This is a genomic window from Kitasatospora sp. NEAU-69, from assembly GCF_057158765.1.
Map to the genome: position 1 here is coordinate 196,763 of NZ_JBWXUE010000004.1, position 20,234 is coordinate 216,996.

Consider the following 20,234-nt stretch of genomic DNA (forward strand, 5'->3'; position numbering starts at 1 on the left):
TCACGCGTCGAAGTCGTACTCCAGTACGTAGGACGCGGCATCCAGCGTCATCTCGTTGACCTCGACCGCCCGGCCGTCCTCGGCGAACGCGGTCCGGCAGACGAGGATCACCGGCGTCCCCGCCGCCAGCCCCAGCACGTCGGCCTCCTCGGCGGACGGCATCCGCGAGCGGATCTCCTCGCGGAAATGGACGGGCTTCGCGCCGAGCTCGGTGAGGCGTGCGTAGGTGCCGCCGGGCCCGGTGTCCCGCTCCGTGATCGCGGTGCCGGCCACCAGAGCGGCGGGAAGGTACGAGCTGGCGACCATCACCGGCTTGCCGTCCAGCACGAAGCGCCGACGCCGCACGCAGACCGGGTCGCCGGGCGAGAGATCCAGAACGGTCGCGATGTGCTCAGGGGCGGGCTGCTCGGAGACGTCGATCTGATCGACTTCCAGGGCGCGGTTCTCGATGTCCGCCGACCAGATCGACCGCCCCGACCCCCACTGGCTCTCCGCCAGCCGCTGGATACCGCGCCGCCGCAGCGGCCGGAAGTCCCGGACGAACACCCCGGCCCCCTTGCGCGCTTCGGCGATGCCCTCGCTCTGCAGCACACCGAGAGCCTGACGGGCGGTCATCCGGGCGACGCCGTACGTCTCCATCAGGTCGTTCTCGCCAGGCAGCCGGTCCCCGGCCGCGTACTGGCCCGAGTCGATGGCCGCCTTGAGTGCTTCGGCGATCCGGCGGTACTTGGGCTGCTTGTCGCCAGTGTCGGCCATGGCACTCCTCTGCGATCTCCAGACATCGTAGGGCGGTCCCGCGCGGCGGTGCGTGGAATGACGCCTGACATCTCTGGACATTTCACTGCCATCGCCGTGGCTGAGACGACGAACCCCACTGGCCTCGTGCCCTACATCGCCGCCTGGAGCGTCGAGCGCGGCATTCCGTCCGACGTCGTCGCCATGTCGGGCGGAGGAGTGGGCTTCCGGGACGAGACTCCGCATGACCGCGATGCGGAGGGTGTTCTCTGGCGTCGAATGACGCTCGGCCGCGGGGCAGGCCGGAGCTCGGCCGCATCCACCCCCTGCGGCAGCGTCGTGCGATGCGCAGACTGCTCTGTCAGATCTGTGGCGGGCAGGCCGATCGCACGGCGGATGGTGTGCTGTGGCTGGTCAGGGATGACCGGGATGACTGGCCACAGTGGCCGGAGGGGATGGCCGCGACACATCCGCCGGTGTGCCTCGACTGTGCCGAAGTAGCTGTTCGGTCGTGTCCGCATCTGCGAGGCCGCTCTGTGGCGATCCGCGTGACGGACAGTCAGGCCTGCGGGATCTATGGAAGCCTCTACCGGCCGGGGCGGTACGCCCCACAGCCGGTCGGCGACGTGATCGTCGCGGTCGATGACCCACGAGTGCGCTGGATGGTCGCCGGGCAGATGGTCCGGGTGCTGCGCGGGTGTTCGTTCGTCGAACTCGGGGCGCAAATGACGAAGGCTCAGGTCGGTTGACCTGAGCCTCTGTCCGGCGCTTCTTGCGAAGTGCCCCCGGTAGGATTCGAACCTACGCACCCGCCTCCGGAGGGCGGTGCTCTATCCCCTGAGCTACGGGGGCCTGCTGGTACGTCCGCCGCATCGCTGCGACGTGGAGAACATTACCAGCTCCGTGCCGTGCTCCGTGCAGGGGTTTTGATCACGCGGGTGGGGAAGTGGGCAAAGCCCGGACGGGGCTGGGGGTGCGGTCGTAGGCTCGGCAAGGTGGCGGGTGTGTCCGGGCGGGTCCTCGTGGTGGACGACAGCGAGGTGATCCGTGAGCTGATCAGGGTCAACCTGGAGCTGGAGGGCTTCGAGGTGGTGACCGCGGCCGACGGTGCCGAGTGCCTGGAGGTGGTGCACCGGATACGGCCCGACGTCGTGACGCTCGATGTGATGATGCCGCGGCTGGACGGGCTGCGCACCGCCGCGCGGTTGCGGGCGCACGAGCGGACGGCGGGGTTGCCCATCGCGATCGTCAGTGCGTGCACGCCGGCGGATCTGCGCAAGGGGGAGTCGGTCGGGGTGGACGGGTACCTGGCGAAGCCGTTCGATCCGGTGGATCTGGTGGCGTTGGTTCGGCGGCTGGCGGAGCAGGGCAGGAGCGGCGGGGGAGTGCCGGGAGGGGGTATCGGCTTCTGAGGCCTCCGAGGACTCCGAGGCCACCGAGGTGATGTTCGCTGACGGCGAACGGTGAAACGCGAGTGCGCCGTCTCAACGGGTGGCCTCGTGGCCGCCGGGCACCGCCTCTCGCCTAGGCTTGGGCCCGTGACACCCGCAGAGCTCTCCCAGGCAGTCCAGGTCGCCGTGCGCGCCGCCGTTGAGGCGGGCGAGCTGTCCGTCGACGTTCCCGAGCAGGTGACGGTCGAGCGACCGAAGAACCGCGACCACGGCGACTACGCCACCAACATCGCGCTCCAGCTCGCGAAGCCGGCCGGCAAGCCGCCGCGCGCCGTGGCCGAGCTGGTCGCCGCCCGGCTGCAGGAGCTGCCCGGCGTGGCCAAGGTGGACATCGCCGGACCGGGCTTCCTGAACATCACGCTGGACGCCGCCACCCAGGGCGAGCTGGCCCGCACGATCGTCGCGACCGGGGCCGCGTACGGCCGCAACGAGGCGCTCAAGGGCCTGAAGATCAACCTGGAGTTCGTCTCCGCCAACCCGACCGGCCCGATCCACATCGGCGGCGTCCGCTGGGCGGCCGTCGGCGACTCGCTCGCCCGGATCCTCAAGGCGACCGGCGCGGACGTCACGACCGAGTACTACCTGAACGACGCCGGCGTCCAGATCTCCAAGTTCGCCGCCTCGCTCCAGGCCGCCGCGAACGGCCGCGAGGTCCCGGCCGACGGCTACGTCGGCGAGTACATCGGCGACATCGCCAAGGCGATCACCGAGGGCGTCCCGGGCATCCTCGACCTCCCCGAGGCGGAGCAGCTCGAAGCCTTCCGCACGCACGGTCTGGCGCTCATGGTCGCCGAGATCAAGCGCTCGATGGAGGAGTTCGGCACCCACTTCGACACCTGGTTCTCGGAGAAGTCGCTGCACGACTCCGGCGCGGTGGGGAAGGCGATGGAGCGGCTGCGCGAGCAGGGCCACGTCTTCGACCAGGACGGCGCGATCTGGCTGCGCACCACCGACTTCGGTGACGACAAGGACCGGGTCCTGATCAAGGCGGACGGCGAGACGACGTACTTCGCCGCCGACGCCGCCTACTACCTCTCCAAGCGCGACCGCGGTTCCGAGGTCAGCGTCTACATGCTGGGCGCCGACCACCACGGCTACGTCAACCGCCTGAAGGCCATCGCGGCCTGCGCGGGCGACGACATGAACCGCAACATCGAGGTCAAGATCGGCCAGTTCGTCAAGATGCTGCGCGATGGTGAGGAGGTCCGCATGTCCAAGCGGGCCGGCAACATCATCACCATCGACGACGTGGTCGAGTGGATCGGCGTGGACGCCGCGCGGTACACGCTGGCGCGCTCCTCCACCGACTCCACGATCACGCTCGACATCAACGTGCTGACCAGCCAGACCAACGAGAACCCGGTCTACTACGTCCAGTACGCGCACACCCGGATGTGCGGCGTCGCCCGCAAGGCCGCCGAGCTCGGCGTGGACAAGGGCGCCTCGGCCGACTTCAAACCCGAGCTGCTCGCCACCCAGTGGGAGAGCGACATGCTCGGCCACCTCGGCGAGTTCCCGCGCATCGTCGCCCGCGCGGGCGAGCAGCGCGAGCCGCACCACGTCGCGCGCTACCTGGAGGAGCTGGCGGGCACGTACCACCGGCTCTACGAGAACTGCCAGTTCCTGCCCAAGGGTGACGAGGAGCTGACCGACCTGCACCGGGCCCGGCTCTGGCTGGTCGAGGCGGCCCGCACGGTCGTCGCCAACGGCCTGACACTGCTCGGCGTCACCGCCCCCGAGCGGATGTAGACAGAACCCCCTTGCACCACAGGGGCGGTGACGGGCCCGCCGAGGGCCGTCATCGCCCCTACTCATAGGAGAAACCATGAGCCGCTCCGCGCACCCCGCGGGCCCCCGCCACGGCGACGTGCTGCCCGAGGGCCACTACCAGGCCCCGCCGAGCGACCTGAACGCGCTCGACCCCAAGGTCTGGTCCCGCACCGTGAGCCGCGGCGCCGACGGCGTCGTCACGGTCGGCGGCCTGAGCGTCACCGAGCTGGCCGCCGAGTTCGGCACGCCGGCGTACGTGATGGACGAGGCGGACTTCCGGGCCCGGGCCCGCGCCTGGCGCGACGCGTTCGGCAGCGAGGCCGACGTCTACTACGCCGGCAAGGCCTTCCTGTCGAAGGCGATCGTCCGCTGGCTGCACGAGGAGGGGCTCAACCTCGACGTGTGCAGCGTCGGCGAGCTCGCCGTCGCGCTCGCCGCCGGGATGCCGGCCGGGCGGCTCGCGCTGCACGGCAACAACAAGTCGGCGTACGAGCTGGAGCAGGCCGTCAAGGCGGGCGTCGGGCACATCGTGGTGGACTCCTACCAGGAGATCGACCGCCTCGCCGTGATCGCCGAGGCGCAGGGCGTCGTGCAGCCCGTGCTGATCCGGGTCACGGTCGGTGTCGAGGCGCACACCCACGAGTTCATCGCGACCGCGCACGAGGACCAGAAGTTCGGCCTGTCGCTGAGCGGCGGCGCGGCCGCCGAGGCGGTCCGCCGGGTGCTCGCCCACCGTTCGCTCGAACTGCGCGGCATCCACTCGCACATCGGCTCGCAGATCTTCGACACCGCCGGCTTCGAGGTGGCCGCCCGCCGGGTGGTCGGCCTGCTCGCCGAGATCCGCGACGAGCACGGCGTCGAGCTGCCCGAGATCGACCTGGGTGGCGGCCTGGGCATCGCCTACACCAGCGAGGACGACCCGCGCGAGCCGGCCGAGATCGCCGCCGCGCTGGCCGAGATCGTCCGCCGCGAGTGCGCCGCCGCGAGCCTGACCGCGCCGCGGCTCTCCGTCGAGCCGGGCCGCGCGATCGTCGGCCCGACCGCGTTCACGCTCTACGAGGTCGGCACCGTCAAGCCGCTCGCCGGCCTGCGCACGTACGTCAGCGTGGACGGCGGGATGTCGGACAACATCCGCACCGCGCTGTACGACGCCGAGTACTCGGTCGCGCTCGTCTCGCGCACCAGCGAGGCGGAGCCGATGCTGGTCCGGGTGGTCGGCAAGCACTGCGAGTCCGGCGACATCGTGGTCAAGGACGCGTTCCTGCCGGGCGACCTGGCGGCGGGCGACCTGATCGCGGTGCCGGCGACCGGCGCGTACTGCCGCTCGATGGCGAGCAACTACAACCACGCCCTGCGGCCCCCGGTGCTGGCCGTCCGCGAGGGCGCGGCCCGGGTGATCGTGCGACGCGAGACGGAAGAGGATCTGCTGCGTCTCGATATCGGATGACGGAAATCCTGTCTCAGATCTTGGAACACCCGTAGATCTTTACGGAATGTCCCCGAGACTGGAACAGCGGGACTGGAACCGCAAGACGGAAACCCTTGGCCGGCGGACGAGTCGAAATGCCGCCGGAACCGAATGTGAGCGGAGTCGGATGATGCGTACGCGGCCGCTGAAGGTGGCGTTGCTGGGCTGTGGTGTGGTGGGCTCCGAGGTGGCGCGCATCATGACGACAGACGCCGCCGACCTCGCCGCGCGCATCGGCGCGCCGGTCGAGCTCGCCGGCATCGCGGTCCGCCGGGCCGGCCGGGCCCGCCCGGGCGTGCCCGAGCACCTGATCACCACGGACGCCGAGGCGCTGGTCAAGCGCGGCGACATCGACGTGGTGATCGAGGTGGTCGGCGGGATCGAGCCGTCGAAGAACCTGATCCTGACGGCCTTCGCGCAGGGCGCCTCGGTGGTCAGCGCGAACAAGGCGCTGCTCGCCAAGGACGGTGCCGAGCTGCACGCGGCCGCCGCCGGGGCCGGCGTGGACCTGTACTACGAGGCCGCGGTGGCCGGCGCGATCCCGCTGATCCGCCCGCTGCGCGAGTCGCTGGCCGGCGACCGGGTGAACCGGGTGCTCGGCATCGTGAACGGGACCACGAACTTCATCCTCGACAAGATGGACTCGACCGGCGCCGGCTACTCCGAGGCGCTGGAGGAGGCGACGGCGCTCGGCTACGCCGAGGCCGACCCGACCGCCGACGTCGAGGGCTTCGACGCCGCCGCCAAGGCCGCGATCCTGGCCGGCATCGCGTTCCACACCAAGGTCACCGCCGCCGACGTCTACCGCGAGGGCCTGACCGAGGTGACCGCCGCCGACATCGCCAGCGCGAAGGCGATGGGCTGCGTGGTCAAGCTGCTGGCGATCTGCGAACGGGCCGCGGACGGCGAGTCGGTGACCGCGCGCGTGCACCCGGCGATGATCCCGCTCAGCCACCCGCTGGCCTCCGTCCGCGAGGCGTACAACGCGGTCTTCGTCGAGGCCGAGGCTGCCGGCCGGCTGATGTTCTACGGGCCGGGCGCCGGCGGCGCGCCGACCGCCTCCGCGGTGCTCGGTGACCTGGTCGCGGTCTGCCGCAACAAACTGAACGGCGCCACCGGCCCGGGGCACTCGGTCTACACCCAGCTGCCGGCCAAGCCGATGGACCAGGTGATCACCCGGTACCACGTCAGCCTCGACGTGGACGACCGGGCCGGCGTGCTGGCCCAGGTGGCCTCGACCTTCGCCGAGCACGGGGTCTCCATCGACACCGTCCGCCAGCAGGGCCGCGACGGCGACGCCTCGCTCGTCGTGGTCACCCACCGCGCCACCGACGCCGCGCTCTCGGCGACCGTGGACAAGCTCCGCGCACTGGACAGCGTGCGCGATGTGGCCAGCATCATGCGGGTCGAAGGGGAGTAGGAACGATGAACGCTGTGATCGACAGAGTCAGCGGACACACCCACCAGTGGCGCGGCCTCATCGAGGAGTACCGCGACCGGCTGCCGGTCAGCGCGAGCACGCCGGTGATCACCCTGCTCGAGGGCGGCACACCCCTGGTCCCCGCGCAGCTGCTCTCCGAGCGCACCGGCTGCGACGTCTACCTGAAGGTCGAAGGCGCCAACCCGACCGGCTCCTTCAAGGACCGCGGGATGACGATGGCGATCTCCAAGGCGAAGGAGGCCGGCGCCCAGGCGGTCATCTGCGCCTCCACCGGCAACACCTCGGCCTCGGCGGCCGCTTACGCGGTGCGGGCCGGCATGGTCTGCGCGGTGCTGGTGCCGCAGGGCAAGATCGCGCTCGGCAAGATGGGCCAGGCGCTGGTGCACGGCTCGAAGATCCTCCAGGTGGACGGGAACTTCGACGACTGCCTCACGCTCGCGCGTGAACTGTCCGAGAACTACCCCGTCGCGCTGGTGAACTCGGTCAACCCGGTGCGCATCGAGGGCCAGAAGACGGCCGCCTTCGAGATCGTGGACATGCTCGGCGACGCCCCCGACATCCACGTCCTCCCGGTCGGCAACGCGGGCAACATCACGGCCTACTGGAAGGGCTACCGCGAGTACGCCAAGGACGGGTTGGCCACCCGCACGCCGCGCATGTGGGGCTTCCAGGCGTCCGGTTCGGCACCGATCGTGGACGGCGCCCCGGTGCTCAAGCCGCAGACCATCGCGACCGCGATCCGGATCGGCAACCCGGCCTCCTGGGCCTACGCGGAGGCCGCCCGGGACGAGTCCGGCGGCCTGATCGACAAGGTGACCGATCGTCAGATCCTTTCCGCCTACCGGCTGTTGGCCGCGAGCGAGGGCGTCTTCGTGGAGCCCGCCTCGGCCGCCAGCGTGGCCGGCCTGCTGGCCAAGGCGGAGGCCGGACTGGTCGATCCGGGCCAGCGGATCGTCTGCACCGTGACCGGCAACGGCCTCAAGGACCCCGACTGGGCGGTGGCCGGAGCGCCGCAGCCGCAGGTCGTCCCGATCAGCGCGAAGGCCGCCGCCGAGCGGCTGGGCCTGCTCGGCTGATCAACTCTCGGTTGACAGTGCCTCAGTCGGGTGCCACCCGGCTGAGGCACTGTCACGTGAAGGGGACATGCTGTCGCCCGGTCCGCCGGTGCGACTCCGCCGACAGTTGGCGGGTAACGCAAGGGTGTCCCTTTCGTTGTTCTTTGCGATGCCGATTCCGCACGGATTCTGGCCATAACCTGCAACACGGCAGATCGAAGGGGAGCGGGGTGTACCGCTGTGGAACCTCTCTTCGATACGCTGAGTCCTGGCGGTGTGGCACATGCCATGGGCCGAGCCGCTGCCCACCCGGCAGCGCCTGACCCTCTTGCTGCGCACTGACACCCCCGCCGCCGTACCACCGCCGGCCCCTGACTTGCGGGCCTGCCTCACTCCCCAGGAGAGTCCACCGCATGGCCGGTCCCGCGTTCCGTGCCGCCGCCGTTCGGGTGCGGGTCCCCGCGACCAGCGCCAACCTGGGCCCCGGCTTCGACGCCTTCGGACTCGCCCTGGGTCTGTACGACGACATCGTGGTCCGGGTCGCCGACTCCGGGCTGAGCGTGGACATCGCGGGTGAGGGCGCCGAGACGCTGGCCCGCGACGAGCGCCACCTGGTGGTCCGCGCGATGCGGGCGACCTTCGAGCGGCTCGGCGGCCAGCCGCGTGGCCTCGAAGTCGTCTGCGCCAACCGGATACCGCACGGGCGCGGCCTGGGTTCGTCCTCGGCCGCGATCTGCGCGGGCATCGTCGCCGCCCGCGCCGTCACCATCGGCGGCCCGTCCGCCCTCGACGACGCCGCGATGCTGGCCCTCGCCTCCGAGCTGGAGGGTCACCCGGACAACGTCGCCGCCTGCCTCGCGGGCGGGTTCACCATCGCCTGGACCGACGATGACGGTGCCAAGGCGGTCAAGCTCGACCCCGCCGACGGGGTCGTCCCGGTCGTCTTCATCCCGAGCACCGAGGTGCTCACCGAGACCGCCCGCGGTCTGCTGCCGCGGACCGTCCCGCTGGCCGACGCGGCCACCAACGCCGGCCGTTCGGCGCTGCTCGTGGAGGCGCTGACCAGGCGCCCCGGGCTGCTGCTGCCCGCCACCGAGGACCGGCTGCACCAGGACTACCGCGCCTCCGCGATGCCGGACAGCGCCGCCCTGGTGGCCGCCCTGCGCGCGGAGGGCATCGCGGCGGTCATCTCCGGCGCCGGCCCGACCGTGCTCGCGCTGACCGACGAGGCCGGCGCCGACAAGTTGATGCATTTCGTCGGGGAGCGCAGCGACTCCGGCGACGGACGGCACGGCGCCGGAGCGGACTTCGCAGCTCACCGGCTGCGGCTGGACCGTGACGGCGCGGGCGTCCTGCCGTTGGACGGGTGACCGTTCTCACCCGATATCGGCCGCACCCCGTGCGCGGCCGATATCCGCACGGCCGTGCCCGGATCGGACCGGGTGCGGCGGTGGGTGGGGCGAACACGATTGGCAAGCGGAAGGCTGGGGAATGTGTGAGGGGGTCGGTAGTGTTAACCTCATGTCTGCATCAGGCGCCCTGCGGGGCCCGGTGCACCGCGTCCCCCTCCTCTGATCCCCCAACGGGGTCACGGCGATGTCGGGGACCACGATTCTCCGGGAGCCCACCACAGCGCGTACGCAGCCTGCCTGCGCGATTGCGGCCGCATCCCGAAGCCGTGTCGGATCCTGAACCCCACCCGCCGCCTCCGGCCTCCTGCTGAGGCCCGACGGGCGGGACCGCGGAGACCGTCACGCGACGGGGGCCCGGGATTCGCAGGCAGCGCGGTCGGCATGCGGTGCTTTCACCGGCTGCCCACCGTGCCATTTCGCACCACCGTGCCTCGTGCACCGCACTTCGCACTTCTCCCGCCGCCCCAGCACCGCCGCGGTGGCGGGACCACCGCATCGGACCTCCGCAACAGAAGAGCGCAGGTCAGACAGCACAACCGGTCGCCGAGCCAGACAGGCCGACGTCCGCTCCAGGGAAGGACCCTTAGTGAGCGACACCACCGATCTGATGGGCGCGCGCCCGGACGCCGACGCGACGGACGCGCCCGCCGCCGCGGCGCCGGCCAAGCGTCGCCGTTCCGCTGCCGCCGGCCTTGACGGTCTGGTCCTGGCCGAGCTGCAGAAGCTCGCCTCGACCCTCGGCATCAGCGGCACCGGCCGGATGCGCAAGAGCCAGCTCATCGAGGCCATCAAGGAGAAGAGCGGCGGCGACCCGCTGCTCGCCTCCGCCGCCCCCGCGGCGCCGGCCCGCGCCGCCAAGGCCAAGGACAAGGAGACGGCCCCCGAGGCCGCCGCCGAGAAGCCCGCCCGCCGTACCCGTGCGGCCGCCGCCCCGGCTGCCGCCGAGGCCCCGGCCCAGATCGAGATCCCGGGCCAGGCCGCCCCCGAGGCCGCCGCCGCTCCGGCGCGGGCCGAGCGCGGCCGTCGCCGGGCGACCTCCGCCGCCGGTGCGCCGGGCGCCGTCGAGGGTGCCGCCGCCACCGCGGTGGAGACCGCGGAGCCGGCCGCGCCCGCCGAGGCGAAGACCGAGGCCCCCGCCGAGCAGTCCCGTGGCGCCGAGGCCCGGACCGTCGAAGGCCGCGAGGACCAGCGTGAGGGCCGCCGCGACCGCCGCGACCGCCGTGACCGCCGCGAGGGCTTCGAGCAGCGCGGCACCGAGACGGCCGAGGGCGAGGGCGACAGCCGCGAGTCCCGCCGCGACCGCCGCAACCGCCGTGAGCGCACCGACCGCACGGACCGCCCGGAGCGGACCGAGCGCCAGGGCGGCCAGCAGCAGCAGGCGCAGCCGGCCCAGCAGCCGGCCGCGGCCCAGCCCGCCGCCGCCCAGCAGGGCGGTTACGACGACGACGAGTTCGGCGACGGCCGCCGCGGCCGCCGTGGCCGCTACCGCGACCGCAACCGTCGCGGCAGCCGTCGCGAGGGCTTCGAGGGCGCGGTCGCCGAGCCGCAGGTCGGCGACGACGACGTGCTGATCCCGGTCGCGGGCATTCTCGACATCCTCGACAACTACGCGTTCGTCCGCACCTCCGGCTACCTGCCGGGTTCGAACGACGTCTACGTCTCGCTCGCCCAGGTCCGCAAGAACGGCCTGCGCAAGGGTGACGCCATCACCGGTGCGGTGCGCCAGCCGCGCGACGGCGAGCGCCGCGAGAAGTTCAACGCCATGGTGCGGCTGGACTCGGTCAACGGCATGGACCCGGAGAGCGGCCGCGGCCGTCCCGAGTTCGGCAAGCTGACCCCGCTCTACCCGCAGGAGCGACTGCGCCTGGAGACCGACCCGGGCGTGCTGACCACCCGGATCATCGACCTGGTGTCGCCGATCGGCAAGGGCCAGCGCGGTCTGATCGTCGCCCCGCCGAAGACCGGCAAGACGATGATCATGCAAGCGATCGCGAACGCGATCACCCGCAACAACCCCGAGTGCCACCTGATGGTCGTCCTGGTCGACGAGCGTCCGGAAGAGGTCACCGACATGCAGCGCTCGGTCAAGGGCGAGGTCATCTCCTCGACCTTCGACCGCCCGGCCGAGGACCACACCGTGGTCGCCGAGCTGGCCATCGAGCGCGCCAAGCGCCTGGTGGAGCTGGGCCACGACGTGGTGATCCTGCTCGACTCGATCACCCGTCTGGGCCGCGCCTACAACCTGGCGGCACCGGCCTCCGGCCGCATCCTGTCCGGTGGTGTCGACTCGACCGCGCTCTACCCGCCGAAGAAGTTCTTCGGTGCCGCGCGCAACATCGAGAACGGCGGCTCGCTGACCATCCTCGCCACCGCGCTGGTGGAGACCGGCTCGCGGGCCGACGAGGTCGTCTTCGAGGAGTTCAAGGGCACCGGCAACATGGAGCTGCGCCTCGACCGCAAGCTCGCCGACAAGCGCATCTTCCCGGCGGTGGACGTGGACGCGTCCAGCACCCGCAAGGAGGAGATCCTGCTCGGCAGCGAGGAGCTGGCGATCACCTGGAAGCTGCGCCGAGTGCTGCACGCGCTCGACTCGCAGCAGGCGATCGAGCTGCTGCTGGACAAGATGAAGCAGACGAAGTCCAACGCCGAGTTCCTGATGCAGATCGCCAAGACCACACCGGGGTCGAACGACTGACGCGGGATCGACGCGTGAGGAGCCCCGGGGGCCACTGACCATCAGTGGCCCCCGGGGCTCCTTCGTGTGCCGGGCCGAGTGCCGGTTCGTGTGCCGGTTCGTGTGCCGGGGCTGGGACGGCACTGTTGCGAGAACCGGACATAACGTCGCATATGCTCAAAATATGGTTGACGATCAGCCGGATGCCCGGCCCCGCAAGGTCCGCAGCCGCCGGGCGAAGGCGCTGCGGGTGGCCGCGTTCGCCACGGCCGGCCTGGTGCTCGCCGGCGCGGGCGCGGCCGGGTACGCGTACTGGCGGCTGAACGGCAACATCAAGAGCGTGGACATCGACGCCCAGCTCGGCAGCGCCCGTCCGTCGGCCCCGACCGGCGGCGCGTTCAACGTGCTGGTGCTCGGCTCCGACTCGCGCGGCGGCGCGAACGCCTCGCTGGCCGGCGGTGACACCGGTGGCACCGCCCGCTCGGACACCGCGATGGTGCTGCACGTCAACCAGGCGCACACCGCCGCCACCGTGGTCTCGATCCCGCGCGACACCCTGGTGGACCGGCCGGTCTGCACCGCACCGGACGGCAGCACGGTGCCGGCCGTGAAGGGCGCGATGTACAACAGCGCCTTCGAGGTGGGCGGCGCGGCCTGCGCGGTGAAGACCACCGAGCAGCTCACCGGACTGCGGATGACGCACTTCGTCGAGATCGACTTTGCCGGCTTCGCGAACTTCGTCAACGCGATCGGCGGCGCGACCGTGACCACCTCGGTGAACATCAGCGACCAGGACAGCGGCCTCGTCCTCAAGGCGGGCACCAACCACCTCAACGGCGACCAGGCGCTGGCCTTCGTGCGCACCCGGCACGGCGTCGGCGACGGCAGCGACCTGGGCCGGATCGAGCTGCAGAAGCAGATGGTCCGCTCGATCATCCGGCAGACCGGCTCGATCGGGCTGTTCGGCAACCCGGCCAAGCTCTTCTCGGTCGCCGACACGCTGACGAAGTCGATCACCACCGACTCCGGGCTGGCCTCGGTGACGGCGCTGACCACGCTCGCCGAGCAGCTCAAGGGGATGGGGAACGACCAGCTGACCATGGTCACCATGCCGGTGGTCGCCGCGCCCAGCGACCCGAACCGGGTGGTCGCCGAGGTGCCGCAGGCCGGCCAGGTCTGGGGCGCGCTGCGGGCCGACCAGCCGGTGCCCGCCGCGATCCTCGACGGCCAGCCGAGCAACCCGGCGGACCCGTCGGCGAGCCCGTCCGGCCCGTCCGCGAGCGCCTCCGCGAGCTCCTCCGCGGGGCCGTCCGGCCGGCCCGTGAGCCCGTCGGCGAGCTCGCCGGGCCTGTCCGTGGGCCTGCGCTGAACCCGCCGGAATAACTCCGGCACGCCCCCGGTTTGGGAAGACACGGTCAGTCCTGGCAGACTGGTCCGTCGGTCCCGGTTCACGTGCGGCATCAAGCTGCCGACCCGGTACCCTCCCGAAACCTAGGAGATCCCTTGAAGCCCGACGTTCACCCCCAGTACGTGGTCACCCACGTGACCTGCACCTGCGGCGCCGAGTTCACCACTCGCTCCACCGAGACCTCCGGCGTGATCCGCGCCGAGGTGTGCTCGCAGTGCCACCCGTTCTACACCGGCAAGCAGAAGATCCTCGACACCGGCGGCCGCGTGGCCCGCTTCGAGGCTCGCTTCGGCAAGGGCCTCAGCGGCAACCGCGCCTAGCGCTCCCGCGGCGCCGGTCTCTGGCGTCCCCGCGTTCTCGCGGGGATGTCCGGGCCGGCGCCGTTCGCGTCTCCACCGGCGCTCGGCCACGGCAACCTGCGCCCACCCGTGCCACCGCCCGCTCGCGGCCCCGCCGCGACGCCCGTGCGCACCGTCGACTCGATCCGCATCCCACCGGAAGTAGGCCCATCCCATGTTCGAGGCAGTCGAAGAGCTCCTCGTCGAGCACGCAGCCCTCGAAGAGCGGCTGGCCGACCCGTCCGTCCACGCCGACCAGGCGAACGCCCGCAAGCTGGCCAAGCGCTACGCGGAGCTGACCCCGATCACCCGCACCTACCGGGCCTGGCGCCAGGCCGGCGAGGACATCGCCGCGGCCCGCGAGTTCGCCGCCGAGGACCCCGGCTTCATCGCCGAGGCGAAGGCCGCCGAGCAGCGCCAGGGCGAGCTGACCGAGGAGCTGCGGCTGCTGCTGGTCCCGCGCGACCCCAATGACGACAAGGACGTCATCCTGGAGGTCAAGGCGGGCGAGGGTGGCGAGGAGTCCGCGCTGTTCGCCGGCGACCTGCTGCGGATGTACCTGCGCTACGCCGAGCGGCTGGGCTGGAAGACCGAGATCATCGACGCCAACGAGTCCGACCTGGGCGGCTACAAGGACGTCTCGGTGGCCGTGAAGACCAAGGGCGTGACCGAGCCCGGCCAGGGCGTCTGGGCCCAGCTGAAGTACGAGGGCGGCGTGCACCGCGTGCAGCGCGTGCCGGCCACCGAGTCGCAGGGCCGGATCCACACCTCCGCGGCCGGCGTGCTGGTCACCCCGGAGGCCGAGGAGGTCGAGGTGGAGGTCCACGCGAACGACCTGCGGATCGACGTCTACCGTTCGTCCGGCCCCGGCGGCCAGTCCGTCAACACCACCGACTCCGCGGTCCGGATCACCCACCTGCCGACCGGTATCGTGGCCTCCTGCCAGAACGAGAAGAGCCAGCTGCAGAACAAGGAGTCCGCGATGCGCATCCTGCGTTCGCGGCTGCTCGCCGCAGCGGTGGAGGCGGCCGAGCAGGAGGCCTCGGACGCCCGGCGCAGCCAGGTCCGCACGGTCGACCGCTCGGAGCGGATCCGCACGTACAACTACCCCGAGAACCGCATCTCGGACCACCGCACGGGCTTCAAGGCGTACAACCTGGACCAGGTGCTGGACGGCGACCTCAACGCGCTGATCCAGTCGGCCGTGGACGCCGACGCGGCGGCCAAGTTGGCCGCCACGCAGGAGAACTGAGCCCCGTCACCCCACAAGCCCGAGCGTCGTCCCCAACGAAGAGGTGTGGTCGGATGAACCTGCTGCTCGCCGAGGTGGCCCAGGCCACCCAGCGGTTGGCCGCGGCCGGCGTGCCGTCGCCGCGTTTCGACGCGGAGGAACTCGCCGCACACATCCACCACGTCAAGCGCAGCCAGCTGCACACGGTGAAGGACGCCGACTTCGACGCCCGGTACTGGGAGGCCGTCTCCCGCCGCGAGGCCCGCGAGCCGCTCCAGCACATCACCGGGCGGGCGTTCTTCCGCTACCTGGAGCTGGAGGTCGGCCCCGGGGTCTTCGTGCCCCGGCCGGAGACCGAGACGGTCGTCGAGTGGGCCATAGAGGCCGTCCGCGAGATGGACGTCGCCGAGCCGCTGGTGGTCGACCTGTGCTCCGGCTCCGGCGCCATCGCGCTCGCGCTCGCCCAGGAGCTGCCGCGCTCCAGCGTGCACGCCTTCGAGCTGGACGAGGGGGCGCTGCAGTACACCCGGCGCAACATCGCGACCAGCTCCGACCGGGACCGGGTCACCCTGCACGCCGGTGACGCGACGCTGGCCTTCGCGGACGACCGCTCCTGGGACGGCCGGTTCGACCTGGTGATCAGCAACCCGCCGTACATCCCGCTCACCGAGTGGGAGTACGTGGCGCCCGAGGCCCGCGACCACGATCCGCAGATGTCGCTCTTCTCCGGCGAGGACGGGCTCGACACGATCCGCGGCATCGAGCGGGTGGCCGCCCGGCTGCTGCGCCCGGGCGGCGCCGTGGTGATCGAGCACGCGGACACCCAGGGCGGCCAGGTGCCGTGGATCTTCAACGAGGAGGGCGGCTGGACCGACACGGCCGACCACCGGGACCTGAACGGGCGGCCGCGTTTCACGACCGCCCGCAAGACGTCGCTGTGACCTGCAGAGCTGTGACTTCCAGAAGGGGACTGCACTGATGAGCCGTCGTTACGACTGCGCCGATGCCGGCGAGCGCTCGACCGGGCTGCGCGAGGCCGCCTCGGCGATCCGCCGCGGCGAGCTCGTCGTGCTGCCCACCGACACCGTCTACGGGATCGGTGCGGACGCCTTCAACCCGGAGGCCGTGGCCGGCCTGCTGGCCGCCAAGGGCCGCGGCCGCGACATGCCCTCCCCGGTGCTGGTCGGCTCGCCGACCACGCTGCACGGCCTGGTCACCGACTTCTCCGAGAAGGCCTGGGAGCTCGTCGACGCGTTCTGGCCCGGTGGGCTGACCCTGGTCGCCAAGCACCAGCCCTCGCTGCGCTGGGACCTCGGCGAGACCCGCGGCACCGTCGCGATCCGGATGCCGCTGCACCCGGTCGCCATCGAGCTGCTGAACACCACAGGGCCGCTCGCGGTCTCCAGCGCCAACAAGTCCGGCCAGCCGGCTCCCGCCGACTGCGAGGACGCCGAGTACCAGCTGGGCCAGTCGGTCGCGATCTACCTGGACGGTGGCAAGGCCGAGCACGGCCAGGGCTCCAGCATCGTCGACGTCACCGGCCGGGTGCCGAGGCTGCTGCGCGCCGGCGCGGTCAGCGTCGAGCAGCTGAGGGAGGTCGTCCCCGACCTGGAGGCCGGCAGTTGACGGCCCGACTCCAGGACGGCCTGCGTCCGCACCTCGCGCTCGTCGCGCGGCCGGCGGCCGCCGTGGCGTACCCGCCGCTCGGGTACCTGGCGGAGCCGGTGGGACACACGTTCCGGATCCTCTTCGTCTGCACCGGGAACATCTGCCGCTCGCCGATCGCCGAGCGGCTGACCCGGCACGAACTGGACGCGCGGCTCAGCAGCCGGGCGGCGGGGCGGTTCGTGGTGGAGAGCGCCGGCACCTGGGGCCACGAGGGCGCGCCGATGGAGGCGCACGCCGTCACCGTGCTCGGCGAGTACGGCGTGGACAGCGGCAACTTCGTCGGCCGTGAGCTGCTGGACGAGCACGTGGTCGAGGCCGACCTGGTGCTGACCGCGACCCTGGACCACCGCGCGCAGGTGATCTCGATGGGCCACGCGGCGGGTCTGCGCACCTTCACGCTCAAGGAGTTCACCCGCCTGGTGCGGCTGATAGACCCGGCCACGCTCCCCGACCCGCTGGCCGGCGGCGAGGTCACCGAGCGGGCCCGCGCACTGGTCCGGGCGGCCGCCGCGCTACGCGGCCGGCGGCTGGCGCCCACCCCCGAGGCGGACGAGGTCTACGACCCCTACGGCGCGCCGATCGGGATGTTCCGCAACTGCGGCGAGGAGATATTCGACGCGCTCGACCCGGTCGTCACCGCTCTGACGGGCGTACCGGGCCCGCGCCGCCAGGACGGGCACGCCACGCGGTTCTAGGCTGGTTCCCACCGCCCTACCCGCTGGGGAGCGTCGCCATGACCCTCACCGATGCCGTGCACAGCCGTGCCGGACGACGCCACTGGGAGCCGTCCGCGGCCCTGCGCACGGCCGATCCCGAACTCGCCGACCTGCTCTCGGCGGAGGCCGACCGGCGGGCCACCGGCCTGCAGCTGCTGGCGGGCGAGAACCTGGCCACCGAGGCGGTGCTGTCCGCGTTGGCCGGCCCGTTGGTGGACAAGTACGCCGAGGGGTATCCCGGCCACCGGCACCACACCGGCTGTGCGCCGGCCGACGCCACCGAGCTGCTGGCGGTCCACCGGGCGCAGACCCTGTTCGCCGCCGAACACGCCAACGTCCAGCCGCGGTCCGGGACTTCGGCGATGCTGGCGACCTACGCGGCGCTGCTGCGGCCGGGCGACGCGGTGCTCGCGATGTCGCTGGAGCACGGCGGGCACCTGTCCTGCGGATCGAAGGCGAACTTCTCCGGGCGCTGGTTCCAGTTCGTCGGCTACGGCGTGCGCGAGCGGGACGGGCTGATCGACCTCGACCAGGTCCGCGACCTCGCCAAGGCGCACCGGCCCAAGGCGATCATCGCCGGCTCGATCTCCTACCCCCGGCACCTGGACTGGGCGGCGTTCCGGGAGATCGCCGACGAGGTGGACGCGTACCTGGTCGCCTCCGCCGCGCAGACCATCGGCCTGGTGGCCGGGGGAGTGGCGCCGTCCCCGGTGCCGTATGCGGACGTCGTGGTCGCGGCCACCCACAAGCTGCTGCGCGGGCCGCGCGGCGGGCTGCTGCTCTGCACCGGCGAGCTGGCCGAGCGGATGGACCGGGCGGTCTTCCCGTTCACCCAGGGTGGTGCGGCGATGAACGAGGTGGCCGCGAAGGCGGTCGCGTTCGCCCAGGCGGCCACGCCGGAGTTCGGCGCGTACGCCCGGCGCGCGGTGGACGGCGCACGCGCCCTTGCAGCGGCCCTGGAGGCCGCCGGAGCCCGGCCGCTGACCGGCGGCACCGACACCCACCTGGTGACCGCCGACGTGAGCCCGCTGGGCGTCAGCGGGGCGCAGGCCGAGCGGCGCTGCGCCGCGGCCGGACTGATGCTCGGCAAGTGCGCGTTGCCGTTCGACCGGGCACCGGCCGCCGAAACCTCCGGAATCCGGCTCGGCACCGGCGCCTGCGCTGCGCTCGGGATGGGCGAATCCGAGCTCGCCGAGGTCGGCCGGCTGATTGCCGCCCTGCTCAGCGGGGGTGACCCGGCTCCGGTCATGGCCCGGGTGCGCGAGCTGGCCGGCGCCTTCGCCACCGGCGGCTGACCCGCGCGGCCGCCCCGGCTGCGGCTCCGGCCGCGGCCGCGGCGCGGATTCCGGGCCGCCGGAGCGAACCGCGATGCGTGGTCCGGGCGTCCGAGTCAATAAGGTGTGTGCCGTGGCGACGCACCTCGAAACCCGGACAACTGCGCCCCGGGCAATCCCGGGAGTACCTTTCGTACTCACCCGTCAGCGCAAGCGGAAGGAGACCGTCGGTGCGTGAGTACCTGATCGTGCTCTTCTCCACGGCCGCGGTGACCTACCTGCTGGTCGGCCCGGTGCGGAAGTTCGCCATCATGGCGGGCGCGATGCCGGCGGTCCGGGCGCGTGACGTGCACCGCGAGCCGACCCCGCGGCTCGGTGGCATCGCGATGTTCGGCGGGCTCTGCGCGGGCCTGCTGGTCGCCTCGCACCTGACCAACCTCGGCAAGGTGTTCACCACCAACTCCTCGGACATCCGGGCGCTGCTCTCCGGCGTCGGGATCATGTGGGTGCTCGGTGTGCTGGACGACAAGTGGGGCGTGGACGCGCTGGTGAAGCTCGGCGGTCAGATGATCGCCGCCGGCGTCATGGTCTACCAGGGCATCACGGTCATCGCGCTGCCGGTCCCCGGCGTCGGGACGGTCGCACTGACGCCGACCCAGGGCATGATCATCACGGTCACGCTGGTCGTCGTGATGGTCAACGCGGTCAACTTCATCGACGGCCTGGACGGTCTGGCCGGCGGCATGGTCTGCATCGCCGCGATGGCCTTCTTCCTGTACTCCTACCGCCTCTGGTACGGCTACTCGATCAGCGAGGTGGCGCCCGCGGTGCTGTTCAGCGCGCTGCTGATCGGCATGTGCCTGGGCTTCCTGCCGCACAACCTGCACCCGGCCCGGATCTTCATGGGCGACTCCGGCTCGATGATGCTGGGCCTGATGCTGGCGGTCTCGGCGATCTCGGTCACCGGGCGCGTGGATCCGGACCTGATCACCTCGCAGAGCGGCGGTTCGCAGACCGCCACGACCCACATCCTGGTGCCGATCTACATCCCGCTGCTGCTGCCGCTCGCGGTGATCGCGCTGCCGCTGGCCGACCTGCTGCTCGCCGTGGTGCGCCGCACCTGGGCCGGGCGCTCGCCGTTCGCCGCCGACAAGCAGCACCTGCACCACCGGCTGCTGGAGATCGGCCACTCGCACAGCCGGGCCGTGCTGATCATGTACTTCTGGGCCGCGCTGATCGCGTTCGGCACGGTGGCCATCTCGTTCACCAACACCGGCCGCACCGTCGTGCTGGCCTGCGCCGGCTTCTGCCTGATCGGCATCGTGGTGCTGCTGCTGCCGTGGTTCCGGCCGAAGGCGCCGGCCTCGGTGCAGTCCTTCGTGCCGCCGCGCTACCGGCGGGGCGGTCGTGGCCGGGGCGCGAACGTGGCGCCCGCGCCGGCGCCGGTGCTGCGCGAGCCGCTGCCGGCGATGGCCGAGCTCTCGGCGACCGACCAGGAACTGCTCGACCGGCTCGGCACCGGCGCGACGGCGGCCCGCGAGCGCCGGGGCAGCGGCGGCTGATCGGCCGTCCGGGTGGGCGGCCCGTCCGGCG

At 72.0% G+C, this 20,234-nt stretch carries 17 protein-coding genes and 1 tRNA gene; 16 read left to right on the forward strand and 2 right to left on the reverse strand.

Features of this window, described 5'->3' with window-relative positions; genetic code table 11:
• The gene (locus AC060L_RS06830; protein ID WP_483797624.1) at positions 1 to 756 is read right to left on the reverse strand and encodes a GntR family transcriptional regulator; all 756 of its coding nucleotides are present in this window, start codon (positions 754 to 756) and stop codon (positions 1 to 3) included.
• A 323-nt stretch (positions 757 to 1,079) separates the two neighbouring features.
• On the opposite strand from AC060L_RS06830, the gene AC060L_RS06835 reads away from it, so the two are divergent.
• Entirely contained in the window at positions 1,080 to 1,484 is a 405-nt protein-coding gene (locus tag AC060L_RS06835; protein ID WP_483797625.1) for a hypothetical protein, read from the forward strand.
• Positions 1,485 to 1,515: 31 nt separating this feature from the next.
• Here the strand turns inward: AC060L_RS06835 and AC060L_RS06840 are convergent.
• A tRNA-Arg gene (locus AC060L_RS06840) sits at positions 1,516 to 1,587 on the reverse strand.
• Positions 1,588 to 1,730: 143 nt separating this feature from the next.
• Between AC060L_RS06840 and AC060L_RS06845 the strand changes: the two genes are divergently transcribed.
• From AC060L_RS06845 to AC060L_RS06915, 15 genes are all read left to right on the forward strand, one after another.
• Positions 1,731 to 2,147: a response regulator gene (locus AC060L_RS06845; RefSeq protein ID WP_483797626.1), complete on the forward strand. Its 417-nt coding sequence runs from the start codon at positions 1,731 to 1,733 to the stop codon at positions 2,145 to 2,147.
• Positions 2,148 to 2,273: 126 nt separating this feature from the next.
• Positions 2,274 to 3,935, forward strand: a complete 1,662-nt coding sequence (gene argS / locus AC060L_RS06850; protein ID WP_483797627.1) for an arginine--tRNA ligase — start codon at positions 2,274 to 2,276, stop codon at positions 3,933 to 3,935.
• 76 nt (positions 3,936 to 4,011) lie between these two features.
• Positions 4,012 to 5,403, forward strand: a complete 1,392-nt coding sequence (gene lysA, locus AC060L_RS06855) for a diaminopimelate decarboxylase (RefSeq protein ID WP_483797628.1) — start codon at positions 4,012 to 4,014, stop codon at positions 5,401 to 5,403.
• 148 nt (positions 5,404 to 5,551) lie between these two features.
• On the forward strand, positions 5,552 to 6,844 hold the full coding sequence (locus AC060L_RS06860) for a homoserine dehydrogenase (RefSeq protein ID WP_483797629.1): 1,293 nt from the start codon (positions 5,552 to 5,554) through the stop codon (positions 6,842 to 6,844).
• Positions 6,845 to 6,849: 5 nt separating this feature from the next.
• Complete coding sequence (gene thrC, locus AC060L_RS06865) at positions 6,850 to 7,941, forward strand: threonine synthase (RefSeq protein WP_483797630.1); 1,092 nt, start codon at positions 6,850 to 6,852, stop codon at positions 7,939 to 7,941.
• Positions 7,942 to 8,333: 392 nt separating this feature from the next.
• Entirely contained in the window at positions 8,334 to 9,290 is a 957-nt protein-coding gene (gene thrB, locus AC060L_RS06870; RefSeq protein WP_483797631.1) for a homoserine kinase, read from the forward strand.
• 628 nt (positions 9,291 to 9,918) lie between these two features.
• Positions 9,919 to 12,027, forward strand: a complete 2,109-nt coding sequence (gene rho / locus AC060L_RS06875) for a transcription termination factor Rho (protein WP_483797632.1) — start codon at positions 9,919 to 9,921, stop codon at positions 12,025 to 12,027.
• A 163-nt stretch (positions 12,028 to 12,190) separates the two neighbouring features.
• A complete protein-coding gene (locus tag AC060L_RS06880) occupies positions 12,191 to 13,375 on the forward strand; it encodes an LCP family protein (RefSeq protein ID WP_483797633.1) in 1,185 nt (394 codons plus the stop codon).
• Between the two features lie 134 nt (positions 13,376 to 13,509).
• Positions 13,510 to 13,734, forward strand: coding sequence for a 50S ribosomal protein L31 (gene rpmE / locus AC060L_RS06885; RefSeq protein ID WP_483797634.1), 225 nt, complete (start codon positions 13,510 to 13,512; stop codon positions 13,732 to 13,734).
• Positions 13,735 to 13,927: 193 nt separating this feature from the next.
• On the forward strand, positions 13,928 to 15,004 hold the full coding sequence (gene prfA, locus AC060L_RS06890) for a peptide chain release factor 1 (protein WP_483797635.1): 1,077 nt from the start codon (positions 13,928 to 13,930) through the stop codon (positions 15,002 to 15,004).
• Between the two features lie 53 nt (positions 15,005 to 15,057).
• On the forward strand, positions 15,058 to 15,924 hold the full coding sequence (gene prmC, locus AC060L_RS06895; protein ID WP_483797636.1) for a peptide chain release factor N(5)-glutamine methyltransferase: 867 nt from the start codon (positions 15,058 to 15,060) through the stop codon (positions 15,922 to 15,924).
• A 37-nt stretch (positions 15,925 to 15,961) separates the two neighbouring features.
• A complete protein-coding gene (locus AC060L_RS06900) occupies positions 15,962 to 16,609 on the forward strand; it encodes an L-threonylcarbamoyladenylate synthase (protein ID WP_483797637.1) in 648 nt (215 codons plus the stop codon).
• A gap of 62 nt (positions 16,610 to 16,671) precedes the next feature.
• The gene (locus tag AC060L_RS06905) at positions 16,672 to 17,346 is read left to right on the forward strand and encodes an arsenate reductase/protein-tyrosine-phosphatase family protein (protein ID WP_483797754.1); all 675 of its coding nucleotides are present in this window, start codon (positions 16,672 to 16,674) and stop codon (positions 17,344 to 17,346) included.
• 38 nt (positions 17,347 to 17,384) lie between these two features.
• The gene (locus AC060L_RS06910) at positions 17,385 to 18,662 is read left to right on the forward strand and encodes a serine hydroxymethyltransferase (RefSeq protein ID WP_483797638.1); all 1,278 of its coding nucleotides are present in this window, start codon (positions 17,385 to 17,387) and stop codon (positions 18,660 to 18,662) included.
• Positions 18,663 to 18,871: 209 nt separating this feature from the next.
• The gene (locus AC060L_RS06915; RefSeq protein ID WP_483797639.1) at positions 18,872 to 20,203 is read left to right on the forward strand and encodes an MraY family glycosyltransferase; all 1,332 of its coding nucleotides are present in this window, start codon (positions 18,872 to 18,874) and stop codon (positions 20,201 to 20,203) included.
• The last annotated feature ends 31 nt before the right edge of the window (positions 20,204 to 20,234 follow it).